The sequence below is a fragment of the Paraburkholderia sp. MM5384-R2 genome, assembly GCF_014201025.1.
Lineage (GTDB): Bacteria > Pseudomonadota > Gammaproteobacteria > Burkholderiales > Burkholderiaceae > Paraburkholderia > Paraburkholderia tuberum.
The window spans coordinates 422,598-440,735 of record NZ_JACHDI010000002.1 but is presented as its reverse complement, the minus strand read 5'-3'; the positions used below and the strand labels follow the sequence as shown (position 1 = coordinate 440,735).

At 62.5% G+C, this 18,138-nt stretch carries 15 protein-coding genes; 5 read left to right on the top strand and 10 right to left on the bottom strand.

The genetic code is table 11. The features are described from left to right. Window positions 1-3: 3 nt before the first annotated feature. From HDG37_RS05880 to HDG37_RS05855, 6 genes are all read right to left on the bottom strand, one after another. A complete protein-coding gene (locus HDG37_RS05880) occupies window positions 4-1,341 on the bottom strand; it encodes a GH1 family beta-glucosidase (protein WP_184045171.1) in 1,338 nt (445 codons plus the stop codon). A gap of 58 nt (window positions 1,342-1,399) precedes the next feature. Beyond that, the gene (locus tag HDG37_RS05875; protein WP_184045169.1) at window positions 1,400-2,230 is read right to left on the bottom strand and encodes a carbohydrate ABC transporter permease; all 831 of its coding nucleotides are present in this window, start codon (window positions 2,228-2,230) and stop codon (window positions 1,400-1,402) included. Next, window positions 2,227-3,261 carry a carbohydrate ABC transporter permease gene (locus HDG37_RS05870; RefSeq protein ID WP_184045167.1) on the bottom strand — a complete coding sequence of 345 codons (1,035 nt, stop codon included), beginning with the start codon at window positions 3,259-3,261 and terminating at the stop codon, window positions 2,227-2,229. Before HDG37_RS05870 ends, HDG37_RS05875 begins: the two co-directional genes overlap by 4 nt. Before the next feature lie 129 nt (window positions 3,262-3,390). Continuing rightward, window positions 3,391-4,638 carry an ABC transporter substrate-binding protein gene (locus HDG37_RS05865; protein ID WP_184045165.1) on the bottom strand — a complete coding sequence of 416 codons (1,248 nt, stop codon included), beginning with the start codon at window positions 4,636-4,638 and terminating at the stop codon, window positions 3,391-3,393. 189 nt (window positions 4,639-4,827) lie between these two features. Beyond that, window positions 4,828-5,919, bottom strand: a complete 1,092-nt coding sequence (locus HDG37_RS05860; RefSeq protein WP_184045163.1) for a LacI family DNA-binding transcriptional regulator — start codon at window positions 5,917-5,919, stop codon at window positions 4,828-4,830. A 198-nt stretch (window positions 5,920-6,117) separates the two neighbouring features. Then, a complete protein-coding gene (locus HDG37_RS05855; protein WP_184045161.1) occupies window positions 6,118-7,272 on the bottom strand; it encodes a porin in 1,155 nt (384 codons plus the stop codon). 846 nt (window positions 7,273-8,118) lie between these two features. Here HDG37_RS05855 and HDG37_RS05850 point away from each other — a divergent pair. Next, the gene (locus HDG37_RS05850) at window positions 8,119-8,427 is read left to right on the top strand and encodes a BON domain-containing protein (protein WP_184045159.1); all 309 of its coding nucleotides are present in this window, start codon (window positions 8,119-8,121) and stop codon (window positions 8,425-8,427) included. Window positions 8,428-8,791: 364 nt separating this feature from the next. Beyond that, window positions 8,792-9,952 (top strand): endo-1,4-beta-xylanase, encoded by a 1,161-nt coding sequence (locus tag HDG37_RS05845; protein WP_184045157.1) that lies wholly within the window; start codon window positions 8,792-8,794, stop codon window positions 9,950-9,952. A gap of 113 nt (window positions 9,953-10,065) precedes the next feature. On the opposite strand, the gene HDG37_RS05840 is transcribed toward HDG37_RS05845, so the two are convergent. The 3 genes from HDG37_RS05840 to HDG37_RS05830 all read right to left on the bottom strand — a co-directional run bounded on the left by HDG37_RS05840 (window position 10,066) and on the right by HDG37_RS05830 (window position 12,710). Further along, window positions 10,066-11,631: a carboxylesterase gene (locus tag HDG37_RS05840; protein ID WP_184045155.1), complete on the bottom strand. Its 1,566-nt coding sequence runs from the start codon at window positions 11,629-11,631 to the stop codon at window positions 10,066-10,068. Window positions 11,632-12,099: 468 nt separating this feature from the next. Beyond that, entirely contained in the window at window positions 12,100-12,318 is a 219-nt protein-coding gene (locus HDG37_RS05835; protein WP_018422694.1) for a YMGG-like glycine zipper-containing protein, read from the bottom strand. Between the two features lie 11 nt (window positions 12,319-12,329). Further along, on the bottom strand, window positions 12,330-12,710 hold the full coding sequence (locus HDG37_RS05830; RefSeq protein ID WP_409259962.1) for a hypothetical protein: 381 nt from the start codon (window positions 12,708-12,710) through the stop codon (window positions 12,330-12,332). A gap of 894 nt (window positions 12,711-13,604) precedes the next feature. On the opposite strand from HDG37_RS05830, the gene HDG37_RS05825 reads away from it, so the two are divergent. Together HDG37_RS05825 and HDG37_RS05820 are read left to right on the top strand one after the other, a co-directional pair. After that, on the top strand, window positions 13,605-14,048 hold the full coding sequence (locus tag HDG37_RS05825) for a helix-turn-helix transcriptional regulator (RefSeq protein WP_184045153.1): 444 nt from the start codon (window positions 13,605-13,607) through the stop codon (window positions 14,046-14,048). Between the two features lie 2 nt (window positions 14,049-14,050). Next, window positions 14,051-15,376 carry a type II toxin-antitoxin system HipA family toxin gene (locus HDG37_RS05820; protein ID WP_184045151.1) on the top strand — a complete coding sequence of 442 codons (1,326 nt, stop codon included), beginning with the start codon at window positions 14,051-14,053 and terminating at the stop codon, window positions 15,374-15,376. Between the two features lie 40 nt (window positions 15,377-15,416). Here HDG37_RS05820 and HDG37_RS05815 read toward each other — a convergent pair whose 3' ends face one another. Beyond that, on the bottom strand, window positions 15,417-16,094 hold the full coding sequence (locus HDG37_RS05815) for a FadR/GntR family transcriptional regulator (RefSeq protein ID WP_184045149.1): 678 nt from the start codon (window positions 16,092-16,094) through the stop codon (window positions 15,417-15,419). 220 nt (window positions 16,095-16,314) lie between these two features. Between HDG37_RS05815 and HDG37_RS05810 the strand changes: the two genes are divergently transcribed. Then, the gene (locus HDG37_RS05810; protein ID WP_184045147.1) at window positions 16,315-18,099 is read left to right on the top strand and encodes a gamma-glutamyltransferase family protein; all 1,785 of its coding nucleotides are present in this window, start codon (window positions 16,315-16,317) and stop codon (window positions 18,097-18,099) included. The last annotated feature ends 39 nt before the right edge of the window (window positions 18,100-18,138 follow it).

The following is an 18,138-nucleotide window of genomic DNA, read 5'->3' as shown; positions in this document are numbered from 1 at the left end:
GCCTCAGCGCACGGCCGCGACGCCGGCGTGTTGCGCGATCACGTCGCGATACCACAACGCGCTGTCCTTCAGCGTGCGCTCCTGGCTCGCGTAGTCGACGTAGACCATGCCGAAGCGCTTGTCGTAGCCCGACGCCCATTCGAAGTTGTCCATCAGGCTCCAGGCGAAATAGCCCGCCACGTCGACGCCCTGTTTCACCGCGTCCGATAAGGCGGCGAGATGCAGGTCGTAGAAGCGCACGCGCTCGGCGTCGTGCACGCGGCCGTTATCGAGCACGTCTTTCGCCGCGCAGCCGTTCTCGGTGATGTAGATCGGCGGCAGCTTGTAGTCGGCGTTGATGCGCGTCAGCAATTCGGTGAGACCTTGCGGATAGACTTCCCAATCCATGTCAGTGAAGCCGAGCGCGCCCGGCGGACGCTTCTCGCCCGATGCGCTCGCGAAGATCCGCGTGTAGTAGTTGACGCCGAGGAAGTCCATCGGCGTGCCGATCACGTCGAAATCGCCGCTCCGGATCACGTCTTGCGGACCGTTCGCGCCATACCATTGCAGCGCCTCGGCCGGATACTCGCCCTTGAACAGCGGGTCCATGTACCAGCGCACGAACTTCGCGTATTCGAGCGACGCGGCGGCCTGATCTTCGGGCGCATCCGTCGCGCCATGCGCCGGCGACTGGTTCAGCACGATGCCGAGCGGCGCCTTCACGCCATCGGCGCGCAGTGCCTGCAACGCGAGACCGTGCGACAGCAGCAGATGGTGCGCGACATGCGCGGCCTTCTTCAGATCGGCGTTGCCCGGCGCGAAATAGCCGGTTGCGTTGCCGAGCCACGCGGTGCACCACGGTTCGTTGTGCGTCGCGATCGATGCAATGCGATCGCCGAGCACGCTGCCGATCTTGCGCGCGTAGTCCGCGAAGCGATAAGCGGTGTCGCGGCTTTCCCAGCCGTTTTGCGTATGCTGCAGCGACAACGGCAGGTCCCAGTGGTACAGCGTTGCGAACGGCTGGATGTCGCGCTCGAGCAAACCGTCGACGAGGCGCTCGTAAAACGCGAGGCCCTTGTCGTTGAATGCGCCGCGGCCAGTCGGCTGCACGCGCGGCCAGGCGATCGAAAAGCGATAAGCCTTGACCCCGAGTTCGGCCATCAGGTCGAGGTCTTCCTCGACCAGGTGATAGTGATCGCATGCGACATCGCCGTTCTCGCCGTTCACGACCTTGCCCGGCACGTTGCAGAACGCGTCCCAGATCGACGGGCCGCGGCCGTCCTCATGCGCTGCGCCTTCGATCTGGTAGGAACTCGTGGCGACGCCCCAGACGAAGTCTTCGTTGAATCGATACGTCGACATAGATGATGTTGTCCTGAATGTCACGCCCGCGAGGGCGTGAAAAATGAAAGAGAGAATCTCAAGCCTTGACCGCGCCGGTCGTCAGACCGTCGATCAGACGCCGCGAGGTGAATGCGAACAGCACCAGCAACGGCAGCACCGCGACCGCGGAGCCCGCCATCACCGCGCCCCAATCCGAATTGGTCGGACTTTGCAGAATGCGCAGAGCGAGCGGCAGCGTGTACATCGACGGCGAACGCAGCACGACGAGCGCCGACAGAAAGTTGTTCCACGCCTGAATGAAGCTGATCAGTCCAAGCGTACCCAGCGCCGGTCCCAGCAGCGGCATCACGATGCTCCAGTAGATGCGGAATTCACTGCAGCCGTCGATGCGCGCCGCCTCGATCAGCTCGGACGGAATCGCCGCCGCGACGTACTGGCGCATCAGGAACACGCCGAGCGCGGCGGCCGCGCCAGGTACGTACAGCGCGCGCGGCTGATCGATCCAGCCGAGCAGGTTCATCGTCATAAAGGTCGGAATCATGCCGAGGAACGGCGGCACCAGCATCGCGGTCAGCGCGATCGCGAACAGCGTCTTCTTGAAGCGGAATTCGTACATCGCGAACGCGTAGCCGGCCATCGACGTGACGAGCAGCGTCAGCACGGTTTGCATCGTGGCCGTATAGAAGCTCCAGCCGAGATTGCGCCAGAACGGAATGTGCCGCATCAGCGAGGCCATGTTGTCGAGAAACGCGCTGCCGAACCACAGAGGGGGCGGCATCGAGAAAATCTCGGAACTCGTGTGCGTCGCGAACACGAACATGAAGTAGAACGGCGAGAACATCAGCAGCGCACCGGCCACCACGATCGCGTAGCCGATATAACGGCCCTTGTTGCTCGACGATTTCATCGCTGTGTCTCCTCCTTCATGCCGCTGCGGTGAAAGATCCGCGTGTTCAACCACATCAACGCGCCGATCGAAATGAACAGCAGCCATGCGATCGAACTCGCGGTGCCGAAATCGCCGTCGTGGAATGCGGTGCGATACATATAGACGGCCGTCGTCAGACCGGACTGGCTGGTACCCATGCCTTCGTTCGGCAGCAGGATGAACGGCTCTTCGAACAGTTGCAGCCCACCGATGATCGACAGCGTGACCGCGAAGAAAATCATCGGCTTGATCAGCGGAATCGTGATGCGGGTGAACTGTTGCCAGCCGTTCGCGCCGTCGATGCGCGCGGCCTCGTAAAGGTCCTTCGGAATGGTTTGCAGCGCCGACAGATACAGCACCGTGTTCCAGCCGACATAGCGCCAGAAGATCACCACCGACACCGCCGGCTTGACGTTCTTCGGGTTATAGAGCCACTCGATCGGATGCGCAGGGACGATCCAGTGCAGGCCGGGCAGCTTGCCGAGCTCGGCGATCGCGAGGTTGATCATGCCGAAGTCGGTCGAATACAGCGACGAGAAGATCAGCGCGATCGCGACGCTCGACGTGATGAACGGCAGGAAGTACAGGCCGACCACCAGGTTGCGCCAGCGGCGAAACGCGGTTTGCAGAAAGAATGCGAGCGGCAGCGCCACCAGATGTTGCGGCACGCCGGACATGATCGCCATCGACGCGGTGTTGTACAGCGACTTCCAGTACCACGGGTCGGTCAGCGTGAACGTGAAGTTCGACAGACCCACCCACCTCATGCTCGCGAGCCCCGCCGTCGCGTCCCAGCTCTGGAACGACAGGTACAGGGAAAACAGCAGCGGGAACGCCATGAATAGCGCGAACAGCAGGAAAAATGGCCCGAGAAACAGGTAGGGTGCGACTTTCACCGGATCGAGCCGCGAAGTTCTGCGCGGCGCGGCGAACGGCGCGGGCGAGCTCAGCACATCGCTCGCGCGCGCATCGCGGGCGACCTCTGGGGTCGTGGGCAGCGGGGTGTTCATCAATAGTTCCGTCCAGTCGGGCGTAGCCGGGATCGATGACCGGCCACGCTGTTTGCAGCAGACTTGCAGCGCACTGCGACACACTTCGGTCGCGGCACGCAGCGTGCCGCGACTTTGCATCGATACCGCTTAACGGCGGACCCGATGCGCGATCTGGTCCTGCGCTTCCTGGAGCGCCGTATGCACGTCTGCGCCGTCGTCGACGACCTTGTCGAGCGCCGAGTGCACTGCTTCCTCGGCGACCTGGTCGTACTTGCTACGCTGGATCGCCGGGATGTGGGAGGCTGCGTCACGCCAGATCAGACGCGCTTTCTCGTTGCCGAGGAATGCGACCGGCTCCGCGAAAAACGTGTCGTTCTGCGCGGCGAGCAGCGCGGGGAATGCGTCGATCGAACGGAACGATGCGAGCTGCGTGTCCTGGCGCGTCGTCAGGAACTTGATGAATTCCCACGACATCGGCTTTTGCGTCGCCTTCGCCGGGATCGAGTAGAACGTGCCGCCGAACGATGCGTACGCGTTGTTCGGCAGATTGGCCGCGCGCCACAGACCCTTCGTGTCCGGGGCGATCCACGACGACAGGTGGCCACCGAGCCACGCGCCCATCATCTGCGTCGAGACGGTCCCGCGCTTGAAGCTTTCGGCCCACTCGTTCGACCAGGGCGTGATCTTCGCGTCGAGACCGAGCTCGCGCGCTTTCTTCGCGAGCTCGAACGCCTTCACGAAACGCGGCGACGTGACGACCGGATTGCCGGCCTTGTCGAAGTACACGCCATCGCCTTCCTTCAGGTCGGCGCGAATGTAGATGTCCTCGATATCGCGCGACGATGCCAACAGGTACGCGCCCGTCGCCTTCTTGATCTTCACGCCGGCTGCCAGATACGAGTCCCACGACTTCGTCAGGTCGGCTTCGGTCACGCCCGCCTTGTCGAGAATGTCCCTGCGATAGAACAGCGTGCCCGGACCAATATCGGCCGGCATGCCGACGATCGAGCCGTCCTGCGTGGTCGCCTGCGCGAACGTGTAGTTGATGAACTGGCTTTTGTACTGGCCCGCGTTATACGGCGCCTTCGACAGATCTTCGAGACCGCCGCCCGAGGCGAAGCGGCCGATAAAGCCGACCTCCACCGCCATCACGTCGGGCAGATCGGAGTTCGTCGCGAGTGCGGTGGTCATTGCGTTGTGGTGATCGGCGATCGCGAGCGACGACACCTTGATGTCGACGTCCGGATGCAGCTTCTTCCACGCCGGAAGCGCGTCCTTGATTTCCTGATCCAGCTTCGGAAAGACCGCGACCGTCAACGTGGTGTTGGCGTGCGCGCCGACTGCGGCCAGGCTGAGCAGAACGGCGGCGGCAGAGCCTGAAAAGCGGAATTTCATTACTCGTCTCCTGAAGAACCCTGTTTGAATTGCATTCGATGAATACCCGGTTGCTGCGACCTACTTCCCCTGTTGTTTTTGTTGCTGCTTTGCTCGGTGCTGCTTTGCCTGGCGCTGAATGCGCTGCTGAATTTCTGCTTGACTGCCGATACCTGAAAGCGCTTTCACGTTGAGGCGAAAAAACAGCCACTACGTAGGCGTATCCCCCCGTTTTACCGGCGGCGTGATTCGCCGCGTGGTTTCACGCGTCACGAGCGTGAGCGGTATCGGGCTTAGCGCGATCGACTGCTTGCGGATCATCTGCACGATGCCCTGTGCGGCGAGGCGGCCGATTTCGTAAGTCGGCTGGCGGACCGTCGTCAAAGGCGGCGTCATGTACGACGATGTCGGCAAATCGTCGAAGCCGACCAGCGACACGTCGTCCGGCACCCGCACGCCGCGGCGGAACATCGCGAGGCGCGCGCCGTACGCGGTTTGATCGTTTGCGCAGAACACCGCGCTGAACGATGGATGGCGCGCCATCAGGCGCTCCATCGCGGCGACGCCGCCCGTTTCGAGGTAATCGCCCTGCTCGACGAGATCGGCATCGAAGCCGATGCCCGCTTCCTCGAGCGCGGTCCGGTAGCCGACGAGGCGCTCGATCGCATCCTCGTGACTCGCCGGCCCGGCGATGAAGGCGATCTCGCGATGGCCTTGCTCGATCAGATGATGGGTTGCGTCGCGTGCGCCCTGCATGTTGTCGATCGGCAGGCCAGCGAGCGTCGCGCTGTTTTGTACCGAGCGGCCGAGTACGAGCATTGGCGCGTGCCGCGAGTAGTCGGTCAACGTCGACTCATCGAGTTGCGCGTGCAGCAAGATGATTCCATCGACGCGCCGCGCGATGAACTGCTCGAGGCGCGCCTTTTCGTCGTCGATGTTCCAGCGGCTGCTCACGAAGATCGGCGTAAAGCCCGGCTCGTACAACGACTCCTCGATGCCGCGCAGCCACTCGGCGTAAAACGGGCTCGACACCGCCTGCGTCAATACGCCGATCGTTTCGGTCCGCCCGCTCGCGAGACTGCGCGCGAGCACGTTCGGCCGATAGTTGAAACGCGCGATCGCCGCTTCCACCGCCTGCTGCTTGGCGGGAAGCACGCGCGCAGAACCGTTCAGGATCCGCGATACGGTGCTCGGAGAAACACCGGCCGCGCGCGCGATGGCTTCGAGCGTCACGTTGGGCGCAGCGGGTACGTTGGATACCTTGGGCGCGCCGGGTTTATCGTTGGAGCCGTCGTGGGTCATGAGTTCTGCCTGAATCCTGTGATGAAACCGCTTTCAGATATCAAGAAACGCAGTACGTCCGGTGATGAATTCGAAAAAAGAAAAAGCAGCCGATGCGACGAGGGTGGAGGAGGCGTCGCACCGGCCTCTCTATGAAAGAGAAATAAACAGTCCTTGAAACAAAGAGATCACTGCGATTGCTGATCAGGCAACCTCAACTCAGAACGAGGTCATGATCCCGGCGAAGACGCCGGTCTGGCTATGACCATAGTTCGGGTTGCTGTTCGACGACGTGCCCGTCACCGCATCGAAGTTGTTGTTGCCGTACGGCCCGTTGCCGAGGTTCAGGTTCGACGTCGAGCTGTTGTGCACGTAGCCGGCTTCCGTGTACAGGAACGTGCGCTTCGACAGCGCGTACGTCGCGGCGAGCGTGAACAGCGTTGCATTGCCGTTGCCGTTGTTCGCGTTCGCGTGGTAGACCGCAGCCGTCAACAGCGTGGGCGACGTGACCTGCCATGCAGCGCCGACCCATTCGTGGTTCACACTGGTCGGCGCGCTCACGCCGAGAGGCTGCGACGCATCGGTTACGCCCACGCTCGCGTTGGTCGCGTCAGGCGCGCTCAGGTGCTGGTAGCCCGCATACAGCTTCACGGGTCCGATCACGTACGTGCCGCCGACAAGGGCCATCCGCGAAGCAGAGTAGACGTTGTTGAACGAGCCGTTGGCGCCGCGCACTTCGTCATAGATCACGCGGACGTCGCCGTTGCCCCACGTGTACACACCTTCGACCGCGTTCGTACGACCCTGGCCGGTCGGCACGCCAGCCGAGTTGACAGGCGCCGAGTTCCAGCTCGTGTTGTTGGTCAGCGAATACTGGCCCTTCAGCACGAGGCCGCCGAACAGCACCGGCGAGTTGTACTCCGCGCCGTTGCTGGTGCTCGCCCAGTTGCGACCGCGCACCAGTGTCGAGATCGCGTAGCGCTGCATCACCTGCGGGTCGGTGCCCCAGCTGTCCTGCGAAAGTTCGCCGGCGCCGAGGTTACCGATCTTGAACAAACCCCAGTGGTCGTTCGTCAGGCCCACTGTCGCGTGGCGGCCGAACAGATTGCCCGCCGATGCACCGGTCATCGTGTTGAGCTGTCCTTCGAGCTGGAAGACCGTCTTCGTGCCGCCGCCGATATCTTCGGCGCCCTGCAGGCCGAACCACGAGCAACCCCAGTCGCCGCTTTGGGCTGACCACGCATGGCCGCCCGGGAGGCCGGTTTCAAACTGGATGCCGTTGTCGATACGGCCGTACAACGTGACACTGCTCTGCGCATGGGCCACCGTCGTCGCGGCTGCCATCACCGACACAGCAATAAGCTTCTTCTTCATTTAGATATCCTATATATATATTTTGGCGTCTCCAAGCCGCACAGGACGCACGCGTTCTCACACGTGTCCCCTCTTGCCGAAATGCTCGCTACTTATTCGCTTCACATTTCGAGGCGATTATAGGGATGACCTTGCGCCGCGCATCAAAGTAACTGCTCAGGGAAAACGCTGTTATCGATAACAGTTGCGCGCTGCCCGATCCCGCAGTAGCACCCTGCTTTGTGACCATTACGTGATGGTCACAAGCGTCGGAAATCCGTTTGAACTCATGCACCGAAACGATGCGCGAATCCGTCTCGCGCGTCGCTCAGCGCTTGCTTAACAAGGAAGACGCGCTCGAATGCAAGCAAAATTTCGCGCTTGATGTTGCGAAGATGCAACGAGCCGCCTCGCTTGCATTGCCGGTTTGGGCTCGACGAACTGGCGCAGGAGCCGCCAGCAATGGTGGACATTAGCGACTATCATCAATGCATACGATGCTAGGCAACGAGCCGGGCTCAGCGGCGTAGCCGGCTGAGTGCGAGATTGTCGGCGCATCCGTCTGGCTCTCGCGCTCCATCACGACCGCTCCAACCAGCTCCCAACCCTCGGCTCTCGCTGTTCCCCCGCCACGCCGCACATGCGACGTCCCGTTCGAACACGCTGCCCTTGCATCTTTTCTGCGGGCGAAGGCACGACGGCCCATCGCCCCGACTGGCAAAACCTCGGCGCGCAACCGCGATAACCGCGACGCATGCAGTGGAATGAGGATTTTGTCCAGTGCACTTCCGACGCCTCGCATCGAGTCGAACCGGAAGACTTGCCGGCGGATTTTGCCGGCACACCTTGGCACTCTAAGGAGGTATCGTGAAAACAGCCTTTGTTTCTACACTCGCGCTGCTGATTTCAAGCGCAATAGCGCCGGCGGCCCATGCCCAGGATTCGCAAGCCACCGACCAACAACTCGCCCATAGCGTGCGGGTCGCGGAGGCGCACAGCGGAGTCGGGATGTCACATGTGTTCGTCTTTGCCCACTCGGGGCAGATCACGCTGCTCGGATGGGTGCCCGAGCGGGACCATGTTGCGCGTGCCGAGCAGAGTGCGATGTCGGTTCCGGGTGTCACCTCGGTGGACAACCGGCTCTCGCCCGACGCTGGCTCGCTGAACGGGCATTGAAATCAAACTGAATCGCCGCGCGGACGACGATTGAACCAGACCCGCGCGTTGAACGGATTCGGTTTTCCTGTCTCGCCAGTTGGGATTCAGTGACTGGCGCCCTGTTTCGCGCCGTTAGCCGCGCGGCGGTTCCGTGCAATCCCCATCTGAAAGCGCTTTCAAGCACGCCGTGTCAAGCCGGTCGACTCGACGCTGATTCACCATCCATGTCTCGTCGATATGTCAGGTAAATCCCTCATAGCGGGGCTGACAGAGGCTGCTTAACATCTTCACTGTTACCGGTAACGCTGGACATAGTTAGAGAAGACATCCGAACCGGCATTCCGTCACAAGGAGACCAGGAGTGCGTCCTTTGAGGACTTCAATGCGCATGCTCTGCGCAGCCGTCGCCGTTTGCGCGCTCGCAACCGCAGGCTGCGCGCACAACCAGGCCGCCGTCGCTCATGACGGCCGGCCGCTCGCCGCGGCGCCCGCTGAAGCGCTGCCGTCATTGCGCAGTGTGATGGCCGCGCACTTCAAGGTCGGCGCGGCGATTGAACCTGATTCAATCGACAGTCCCGCCGACGCGGCGCTCGTCGCCGCCCAGTTCTCGAGCCTGACCGCCGAGAACAAGATGAAGCCGGGCACGATCGGCGTTGCGGAAGGCAAGTACAACTTCGAACCGGCCGACAGGATCGTCGCGTTCGCGCAAGCGCACGGCATTGCGGTGCGCGGGCACACGCTCTTGTGGCACTTCAAGGCCGGCGACTGGACCGAGGCGCCAAACTGGTTCTTCGCCGGCGATCCGAAAGATCCGCTCTATCACGACATCGTCGCGAAGCGGCTCGATCGATATGTAACCGACGTCGTCACACACTTCCGAGGCAAGGTCTACGCGTGGGACGTAGTCAACGAAGTGATCAGCGACGATCCGCGTCAGGTGTATCGCGAAGACAGTCCGTGGTATCGGACGCTCGGCAAGGACTACATCGCGATCGCCTTCCGCGCGGCGCGCGCGGCGGACCCGAACGTGAAGCTCTATATCAACGAGTACAACACCGAGGATCCGCGCAAGCGCGCAAAGCTGCTCGCGGTGATTCGCGATTTGCGCGCGCAGGGCGTGCCGATCGACGGTGTCGGGCATCAGATGCATATCAGCGTAAATTGGCCGCCGCTGCCGAACATCAAGCAGGCGTTCGACGACGTCGCCGCGCTCGGCCTCGAAAACCAGGTGACCGAGCTCGACGTGAGTCTCTATGCCGATCCCGGTGAATGCTGGAGCGATCCGCATGCATGTCTGCCGGACCTCGGGCATCCAGTGCCGAACGACATCATGCGCGCGCAGGCCGAGCGTTATCGCGCCGTGTTCGCTCTGTTCGAGCAGGAGCCGAGCATCAAGGCGGTCACGTTCTGGGGCTATTCGGACAAGCACACGTGGCTGAAGTCGACGCCGGTGCCGCGCAACAACCTGCCGCTGCCGTTCGATGCGAACCTGCAGCCGAAAGCGGCGCTGTGGACGATCGTCGATTCGTCGTATCAGCCGTAACGTCGATCTTCGAGCCGAAAAGCAGGCGGCCCGCGGTAGGTGCAGGCCGTCTGGTCACATCTCGCGAGGGTGGCAGTGCAATTGCCGTCAGCTTGATTCAAAGCATCGAGATTTCAAGGCTCGTCCGAGCCGACCTGCTCGAGCGCATTCAGATTTTCGGGGAAATCGTCGGGCGGACCGTCGGCGGTTTCATGCGTGCGCGGCGGTGACTTGACGACCGGCGGCGGCATCTTGCCGATGCCTTCGTCGATACGCTGCAGCAGATACGGGAAGAACGGATTCGACGCGATGCGGAACATCGAATCGAGCGTCAAAATCAGTGTGCCGCGTTCGCCGCGCGGCGCGAGCGTGCCGAGGTTCTCGTTGAAGTTCTCCGAATCGTCCGGCGCGATGCCGTACAGCGCGTCGGTGATCGGGAATGGAATCGCGACGTGCGACAACGAGAAAATATCCTGCGGATAGTCGATATCCAGCGGCTTGACACGCGTTTGCACTTCGCCCGCATAAACGCTGCGCTCGACAGTATGCGCTGAATCCGGCGACACGTTGGTGATCACTGTCGTGCGATAGTTCTGCGGACCGATGCGCAGTAGGCGCGAGAGCGCCGTGTACGACGCGGAGCGCAGGAAGGTCCTGAAGCGCACGCTGCGGTTCACGTCGAACAGCACGATTTCGCTGCCGTTCTCCGGCAGCTTGTCGTAGAGCGCCGACATCACCGCTGGCGTGCTGACCGTGAAATCCGTCACCGACTGGAACGTCAGGATAGGCGGCAACTTATCGAGCCGGTTCTCGCGCTCGAGCCGCGCAATCTGTTCCTGAATCACGCTCGTGAGGAGAAAGGACTGTCGCGCGCCATTCACAGGAAACGAGTTGTACTTGAACGGGTTGAACTCCGGCACGATGCCGAGCCACGCGGCGCGCGCGAAGGCCGGCAGCACCGCGGGCAATCCGGCGAGACCGGCAAAGCGTGCGTAACGCGTGACGCCGATCATCGGCGAGATGAGCACGACGCGCGTCGGACGCGCGAGCGCGGGATTCTCGATCGCGTCGAGCGCATATTGCAGTGCGAGCGCGCCGCCGTTCGAAAACCCGACCAGCTCGATCGGCTTGTCCGGCCCCACGCGACGGCGCGCTTCACGCACCGCGAGCCGAGTGGCCGCGGTCCAGTCCTGCCAGTGCACGTCGACGAGCCCCGCCGGCACCGTGCCATGTCCTGGTAAGCGGATGCCGATCGCGACGAAACCGCGATCACGATATCGACGCGCGATATGCCGCATGCTGTACGGCGCATCCGTCATGCCGTGCAGCAGCACGACCGCGCCGACGGGTGGCCCCGACGGCTCGAGAATGTACGAGTGATTCCAGTTTTCGGCGAAATGCCACGGAAAAATCGGCGAGCCCTCGTAATAGCGGTTCGCCGGAATGCGCTCGGACGGCCGCAGCTTTTCGACGACATTGACGCGCACGTCGTCGAAAATCCGATTTTCCGCTTTGATGTATGCGTTCCAGTCGGCGGTGTCCATTTCCTCGACGGTCATTTCGCGCGGCACATAGGTGTGCCATACCGACAGCTCCGGCCCGCGCTGCGAATACCACGCGCGTAGCCCCAATGCGAGCACCGCCAGCAGCACCAGAACCCATGCACTTATCTTTATTACCTTCAGTGACGTGCGCAGCATTCGTGTTCTCTTGATGAGATGAAGGTTGCACCGCGCGCAGGCTGCTCTCTGCGAGGTGTGCGCATGCCGCCATCGCGGCGGCTTCCGATGTGGATATCCTAAGGGCTTTTAATCACCGGTTCAAACTTTGTCGGCCGGGCGCGCAACGCGACGTCGACAGCGGCTCGAGTATGAACGGATGATTTTCATGACGAACTGGGGATGCGCGATGTCGCGAGCGCGAATGAATTCGCCCCCATTCGCTTCGCTACTTGACATTCGACGTGAGGAAAATGGCGCGGAATGCATACGGCGTCGCGGGGAAGGGAGAGGTGCCTCATGGAAGAACGGTCCTTCAGCGACGCCTCGGAAATCGCTTCACTCGACGGCCGTGGAATGCCTGATCACGGTCTGATCGGGCCGTGCGCTTCAGTAACGAAGCCGGGACGTGACCCAGGTCGCGCCCCAGCCTTGCCTGCTCGCCGATTATTACTGACGGCCGCGGATATTGCCGGCCACGCCGCCCGCCGCGCCGCCGATGATCGCGCCGGTCCACGCATCGCCGCCGGAGATCGCCGCGATGCCCGCACCGGCGCCCGCGCCAAGTGCCGCGCCGCTCACCGTTCCCTGCGTCTGCGGGCTCATGTCCGTGCAACCGATCATCGCAGCCAGTGCGCCAATACTGACGATCCACCCAAGTCGTTTCATGATCGTTCTCCTTACTGATTTTTCTTCAGGCCGGGCATGACCATCTGGAACCAGAGGGTCTCGATCACCGGGTGTTGGATCATCGTGGGATTGGCGGCGTAGTAGCCGTCGAGGCCTTGACGCACGCTGTCGAGTGTCTGCCCTTGCATGCCCTTGCCGAAGCGCTGCGCGATGTCATTGCTGTTCGCCTTGTTGCCGGCATAGGCGCGCTCGACGTCGATCAAATTCGAGATGCCGACCAGATACGCTTTCTTCTGCTCATCGGTCGACTGCATCCATTGCTGGCCTGTGACAATTGGAATGCTCTCCGCACGCGCGACGTTGCCCATCATTGCCAGCGATAGAAAAGTCAGAGATAACAGCGTTCGCCATTGTGGTTTGCTTGCCATCACATACTCCAAAGAAGTTATGTTCTCCAGCGGCCCGCCGGCAACCGCATCCGGCGGCGTCGATCGCGTTATTTGGAAGAATGGTCTGTGTGTCTCGTAGAATCTCCTTTCAGGTTCACCGGTCGGCGTGGTTCGCCGGTTCGGCTTCTATTGGCGTTGGGTCGTATCAGCGAATAGACACCTTGATGTCAGAAAATCTCATGGCGGATTGGAGTGATTTGCACACATGCTGTAGGCGCGCAACGATTGGACTCGTGTTGGCCTCGCCGCGTAATACACGCTATAGAGTCTACAGCCTTTTCTGTAATTTCCAAGCCCGTTTCCGCTCGATGCGCGGCGCGTGACATTTGTGTCAAATTTCATTCAGCGAGCGAAAGGATACGATGCAATGCGCGTCAACACTCGTCAGTTATCCTGCGCTCGATTTGAGCGCTCGTGATATTGCTAGCGATTCGTTATCGACGGCCATTCAGTACTCTAGCCACGCAATGCGAAAACCGCTTTTGTTTTGCCTGAATGTTCGGCTTCCTGATTAGATCGTCAATCGAAAACGATTCGGATTTATCTATTTCCGGTCGAGGCGTTGCTTCTTCTGGTGGCGGCACCAACCAGCAGTGAAACAGATGCGATTTTATGGTTGCGTTTGTCCATCATCTTTATTTTCAGTGGATCACATGTTGCCTGCGGCGGAGGGGCTGCGCAGCAGCGAAGGGAGTGGGGGTGCGCGGTTGACCGTTAGTTGCGTGGTGAGTAGCGTGACGGGACGCCGTTTCAAATGCGTCCGTGCTCGTCATTAACAGTCTCTAGCTTGTATTTGCTAAATACAGAGTATAGACTGTATCTGTTATTTACAGGATTTGGGCTGTTACGCCGCCGCAGCCGAACCGGAGATCGACCGTGGACTACGCCATCAAGACACTGAGCCAGCTCAGACCGATCCTGCAGGGCTTCAGGAAGGCCGCCGGCCTCACTCAGGCCGCGATGGCCGCGCATCTCGGGGTCACGCAACAGACCTACGCGCAACTCGAAGCGAATCCGGCGACCGTCAGCGTCGAACGGCTCTTCAGGGTGTTGCGGGTCTTGCAGGTCGATCTGAAGCTCGCGCAGAGCGGATCGACGCAAAGCGTGGCCGTGGAAGACGCCGCGCCGGCGCCGAACCGCTCCCGCCGCGCAGGGAGCGGAATGCCGGTCGCCGGAACGCCGGTCGAGGCAAAAGGCAACGCTAAACGCGCCATGCGCATGCCGCTCAAACCGGGACCGTCGGCGCAAAAGCCCAAAGCGGTCAAACCCGCCAAGGCAACCAAAGCGGCCAGCATCAGCAAGAAACGGGAGGACTGGTAAGCATGGCGCGCAGCACACCGAACCGTCTGAATCTGTGGATGAACGGCCTGCGGGTCGGCGCCTGGGAAACGACACGCAGCGGCGAACGTCTGAGCTATGCCGACGAATGGATCGACGATCCGCAAGGACGTCCGCTATCGCTGTCGCTGCCGTTTACACCGGGCAATCAGGCGTATCGCGGCCAGATCGTCGCCGACTATTTCGACAACCTGCTGCCCGACAGCGAACCGATCCGGCGCCGCATCGCCGCGCGCTACCGGACCGGCAGCGCCGCGCCGTTTGCGTTGCTCACCGCGCTCGGCCGCGACTGCGTCGGCGCATTGCAACTGCTGTCGCCGGACGAAGAGCCGAGCGATCTGACGAGCATCCACGGTCGCGAACTCAGCGACGGCGACATCGCGGCGTTGCTACGCGGCACGACGACGGCCGCGCCGCTCGGGCAGCACGATCCGCTCGAAGACCTGCGTCTGTCGATCGCCGGCGCGCAGGAAAAAACCGCGCTGCTCCGTCATCGCAATCGCTGGCTGCTGCCCGAAGGCAGCACGCCGACCACGCACATCTTCAAGCTGCCGCTCGGGCTCGTCGGCAACATGCGCGCCGATATGCGCACGTCGGTGGAAAACGAATGGCTATGCTCGCAGATCGTCGCGGCCTACGGGCTGCCCGTCGCGCGTTGCGAAATCGCGCGATTCGATGAGCAGAAGGTATTGATCGTCGAGCGCTTCGATCGCCGCTTGTCGAGCGACGCCACGTGGATCGTGCGTCTGCCGCAAGAGGACATGTGCCAGGCCACTGGCACGTCGGCGCTGCACAAGTACGAGTCCGACGGCGGTCCGGGCATCGAGGCGATCATGGAGATACTCGCGAGGTCCACACGCGCGACGACGGACCGGCGCAACTTCTTCGCGACGCAGCTGGTTTTCTGGCTGCTCGCCGCGACCGATGGCCACGCGAAGAACTTCAGCATTGCGCATCTGCCCGGCAATCGCTACGAATCCACGCCGCTTTATGACGTGCTGTCCGCACATCCGATCATCGGCAGCGGCGCGGGGCGCCTCGCGGCGCAAAAAGTGAAACTGGCGATGGCGGTTCGCGGCAAGAACGTCCACTACCTGCTCAATCAGATCCAGCGCCGGCATTGGGTGGCCGAAGGACAGCGCGTCGGTTTTTCCGCCGCGGACGTCGATACGCTGATCGATCAGTTGACCGCGCAAACGGAGACGGTGATCGACACAGTCTCGTCGCAACTGCCCGCCGACTTTCCGCTGGACGTGGCCGACGCGGTCTTCGACGGCATGCGCCGGCTGAACCGGAAGCTTGCGCAGTAAAGCGCCGCCATCCTGATCGACGCGCGGCACCACGGCAGACTCACGCACGCCGCGCCGCCGCACCATCGGTCTTCGCCGACGCACGCCACTGCACGCTCAGCAGATGCTCGCGCATGCATTGCGCGGCCGCATCCGCATCGCGCGCTTTCAGCGCATTGACGATCGCCTGATGCTGTTGCGCGAAAAACTGCCGCGTCTCCTGCGCGGACGTTTTCTCGCGCACCTCCGGCTTCACCCGCATACCGTTGATCACCTCCATCAACGCAATCAACGCGGGATTACGCGTGGCATGTCCGATCAGCAAATGAAAGCGATGATCCCATTGCTGCCACTCGTCGTCGTTTTTCGCGGCGGCATTTTTGCGTGCGCATTTCTCCAGTTCCTGCAGGTCGTCGCCACTCGCTTTCGTCGCGGCCAGCGCGGCCAGCGCCGGCTCGAACAGCAGCCGCATTTCGGCGATATCCGCGGGGCTGGTGCCGGCGCGCAAGCCGCGCAGCGTCGGCGCAAACTTCAGCGGCCGCGCGCCCAGATAGGTGCCGCGGCCGACGCCGCGCCACACGCGCCCCGACGCCTCGAGCGAAGCGAGCGCCGCGCGCAGCTCGCGGCGGCTCACGTCCAGTTCCTCGGCGAGCTTTCGTTCGGGCGGCAGCGCGTCGCCGTCCTTCAACTGATGATCGGCGATGTAGTCGAGCAGCGCATCCAGTACCGGTTTGTCCATGTTGTCCACTGAACCAATTTGTATTGGTCTCAACGATATCAGAATCGCGGCGGCATGACATACCAGCACCCGGTGATTTTTGATTCGCTATACCTGGTCGTATGTTGATGGTTAACACCGGGTGCAACCCGGCTTCGTTAGTTTTACGCTTTCATTTTCTCCAATTGAACCATTCCATATTGGTTCTTCCATTCGGACCGTCGTCGCCAAGGAGTCGCGCATGTCGTTTACAACCCGTCCAGAACTGATCGGCACCTTCGGCATGGTGGCCTCGACGCACTGGCTCGCGAGCGCATCGGCGATGGCGGTCCTCGAAAAAGGCGGCAATGCGTTCGACGCCGCCGCCGCGGCCGGCTTCGTCCTGCAGATCGTCGAGCCGCATCTGAACGGTCCGGGTGGCGAGCTGCCGGTGGTGTTCTACAGCGCGCGCGAAGAACGCGTGCGCGTGCTGTGCGGACAAGGCGTGACGCCCGCGCGCATGACGATCGAGCGGATGCGCAAGATGGGGCTCGACGTGGTGCCGGGCACGGGCCTGCTGCCCGCGGTCGTGCCGGGCGCATTCGGCGCGTGGATGGCGCTGCTGCGCGACTATGGCCAGTTGCCGCTCGAAGAAGTGCTGAGCTATGCGATCGGCTACGCGGAAAACGGCTATCCGGTGCTGCCACGCATGGCATCGTCGATTCTCGCGATTCAGGACTTCTTCCGCACCGAATGGACGACCTCGGCCGAGCAATGGCTGAGCAACGGCGAGGCGCCGATGCCGAACCAGTTGTTCGCGAATCCCGCGATCGCCGAAACCTACAAGCGCATCCTGCGCGAGGCGAATACGCGCAGCGATCGCGCCGAGCAGTGCGAACGCGCGCGTGATGTCTTCTATCGCGGCTTCGTCGCCGACGCGATCGACCAGTACTTCCGTTCGACCGCCGTGCTCGACACCTCGGGCCTGCGCAATAGCGGTCTGCTCGATGCGGGCGATCTCGCGCGCTGGGAGCCAACCTACGAAGACCCGGTGTCTTACGACTACGCGGGCATGCGCGTGCACAAAACCGGCCCGTGGGGCCAGGGCCCGATGTTCCTGCAACAGCTCGCGCTGCTGAAGGGTTTCGATCTCGGCACGATGGACCCCCTCGGGCCCGATTTCGTGCACACGGTGATCGAGTGCTCGAAGCTCGCATTCGCCGATCGCGAAGTGTTCTACGGCGACCCGGCGTTTTCGCATGTGCCGATGGACGTGCTGCTCAGCGACGCGTACAACGACGAGCGGCGCCGCCTCATCGATCCGCGCCGCGCGTCGTTCGAATTCCGCCCCGGGCTGCTCGGCGACAGCGAGCAACGCGCCGCGCGCATCGTCGCGAATGCCGGGCGCGAGCAGGCCGGCGGCTTTGGCCAGGGCGAGCCGACCTTCGCTCCGCTGCCCGAATTGCGCGGCGATACCGTGCATCTCGACGTGGTCGACCGCTGGGGCAACATGGTGTCGGCTACGCCGTCGGGCGGCTGGCTGCAGGCGTCGCCGGCGGTGCCGGGTCTTGGCTTCAACGTCACCACGCGCGCGCAGATGTTCTGGATGGAAGAAGGCCTGCCTTCGTCACTCGGCCCGGGCCGCCGGCCGCGCACCACGCTGTCGCCGACGCTCGTCACGCGCGACGGCAAACCGTACGCGGCCTTCGGCACGCCGGGTGGCGACCAGCAGGATCAGTGGTCGCTGCAGCTGTTCCTCAAGCACGTGCATGGCGGCATGAACTTCCAGGCCGCCGCCGATGCGCCCTCGTTCCAGACCGCGCACTTCCCCGGCTCGTTCTATCCGCGCGCGATGCAGCTCGGCAAGATGTCGGCCGAGTCGCGCTTTCCGGACAGCACGCTCGCCGAACTGCACGCGCGGGGCCACGACCTCACCGTCGCGCAACCGTGGGCACTCGGCCGGGTCTGCGCGGTCGCGATCCGCAATGGTTTGATGCGAGGCGCCGCTACACCGCGTCAGATGCAGGCCTACGCAATCGGCCGATAAGCGGCCCGAAGCATCCATCAGCGCAGAACGCGCGGCCTC

Coding starts and splice junctions, on each gene's coding strand:
- HDG37_RS05880 (WP_184045171.1), bottom strand. CDS start 1,341: ATGTCGACGTATCGATTCAACGAAGACTTCGTCTGGGGCGTCGCCACG.
- HDG37_RS05875 (WP_184045169.1), bottom strand. CDS start 2,230: ATGAAATCGTCGAGCAACAAGGGCCGTTATATCGGCTACGCGATCGTG.
- HDG37_RS05870 (WP_184045167.1), bottom strand. CDS start 3,261: ATGAACACCCCGCTGCCCACGACCCCAGAGGTCGCCCGCGATGCGCGC.
- HDG37_RS05865 (WP_184045165.1), bottom strand. CDS start 4,638: ATGAAATTCCGCTTTTCAGGCTCTGCCGCCGCCGTTCTGCTCAGCCTG.
- HDG37_RS05860 (WP_184045163.1), bottom strand. CDS start 5,919: ATGACCCACGACGGCTCCAACGATAAACCCGGCGCGCCCAAGGTATCC.
- HDG37_RS05855 (WP_184045161.1), bottom strand. CDS start 7,272: ATGAAGAAGAAGCTTATTGCTGTGTCGGTGATGGCAGCCGCGACGACG.
- HDG37_RS05845 (WP_184045157.1), top strand. CDS start 8,792: ATGCGCATGCTCTGCGCAGCCGTCGCCGTTTGCGCGCTCGCAACCGCA.
- HDG37_RS05840 (WP_184045155.1), bottom strand. CDS start 11,631: ATGCTGCGCACGTCACTGAAGGTAATAAAGATAAGTGCATGGGTTCTG.
- HDG37_RS05835 (WP_018422694.1), bottom strand. CDS start 12,318: ATGAAACGACTTGGGTGGATCGTCAGTATTGGCGCACTGGCTGCGATG.
- HDG37_RS05820 (WP_184045151.1), top strand. CDS start 14,051: ATGGCGCGCAGCACACCGAACCGTCTGAATCTGTGGATGAACGGCCTG.
- HDG37_RS05815 (WP_184045149.1), bottom strand. CDS start 16,094: ATGGACAAACCGGTACTGGATGCGCTGCTCGACTACATCGCCGATCAT.
- HDG37_RS05810 (WP_184045147.1), top strand. CDS start 16,315: ATGTCGTTTACAACCCGTCCAGAACTGATCGGCACCTTCGGCATGGTG.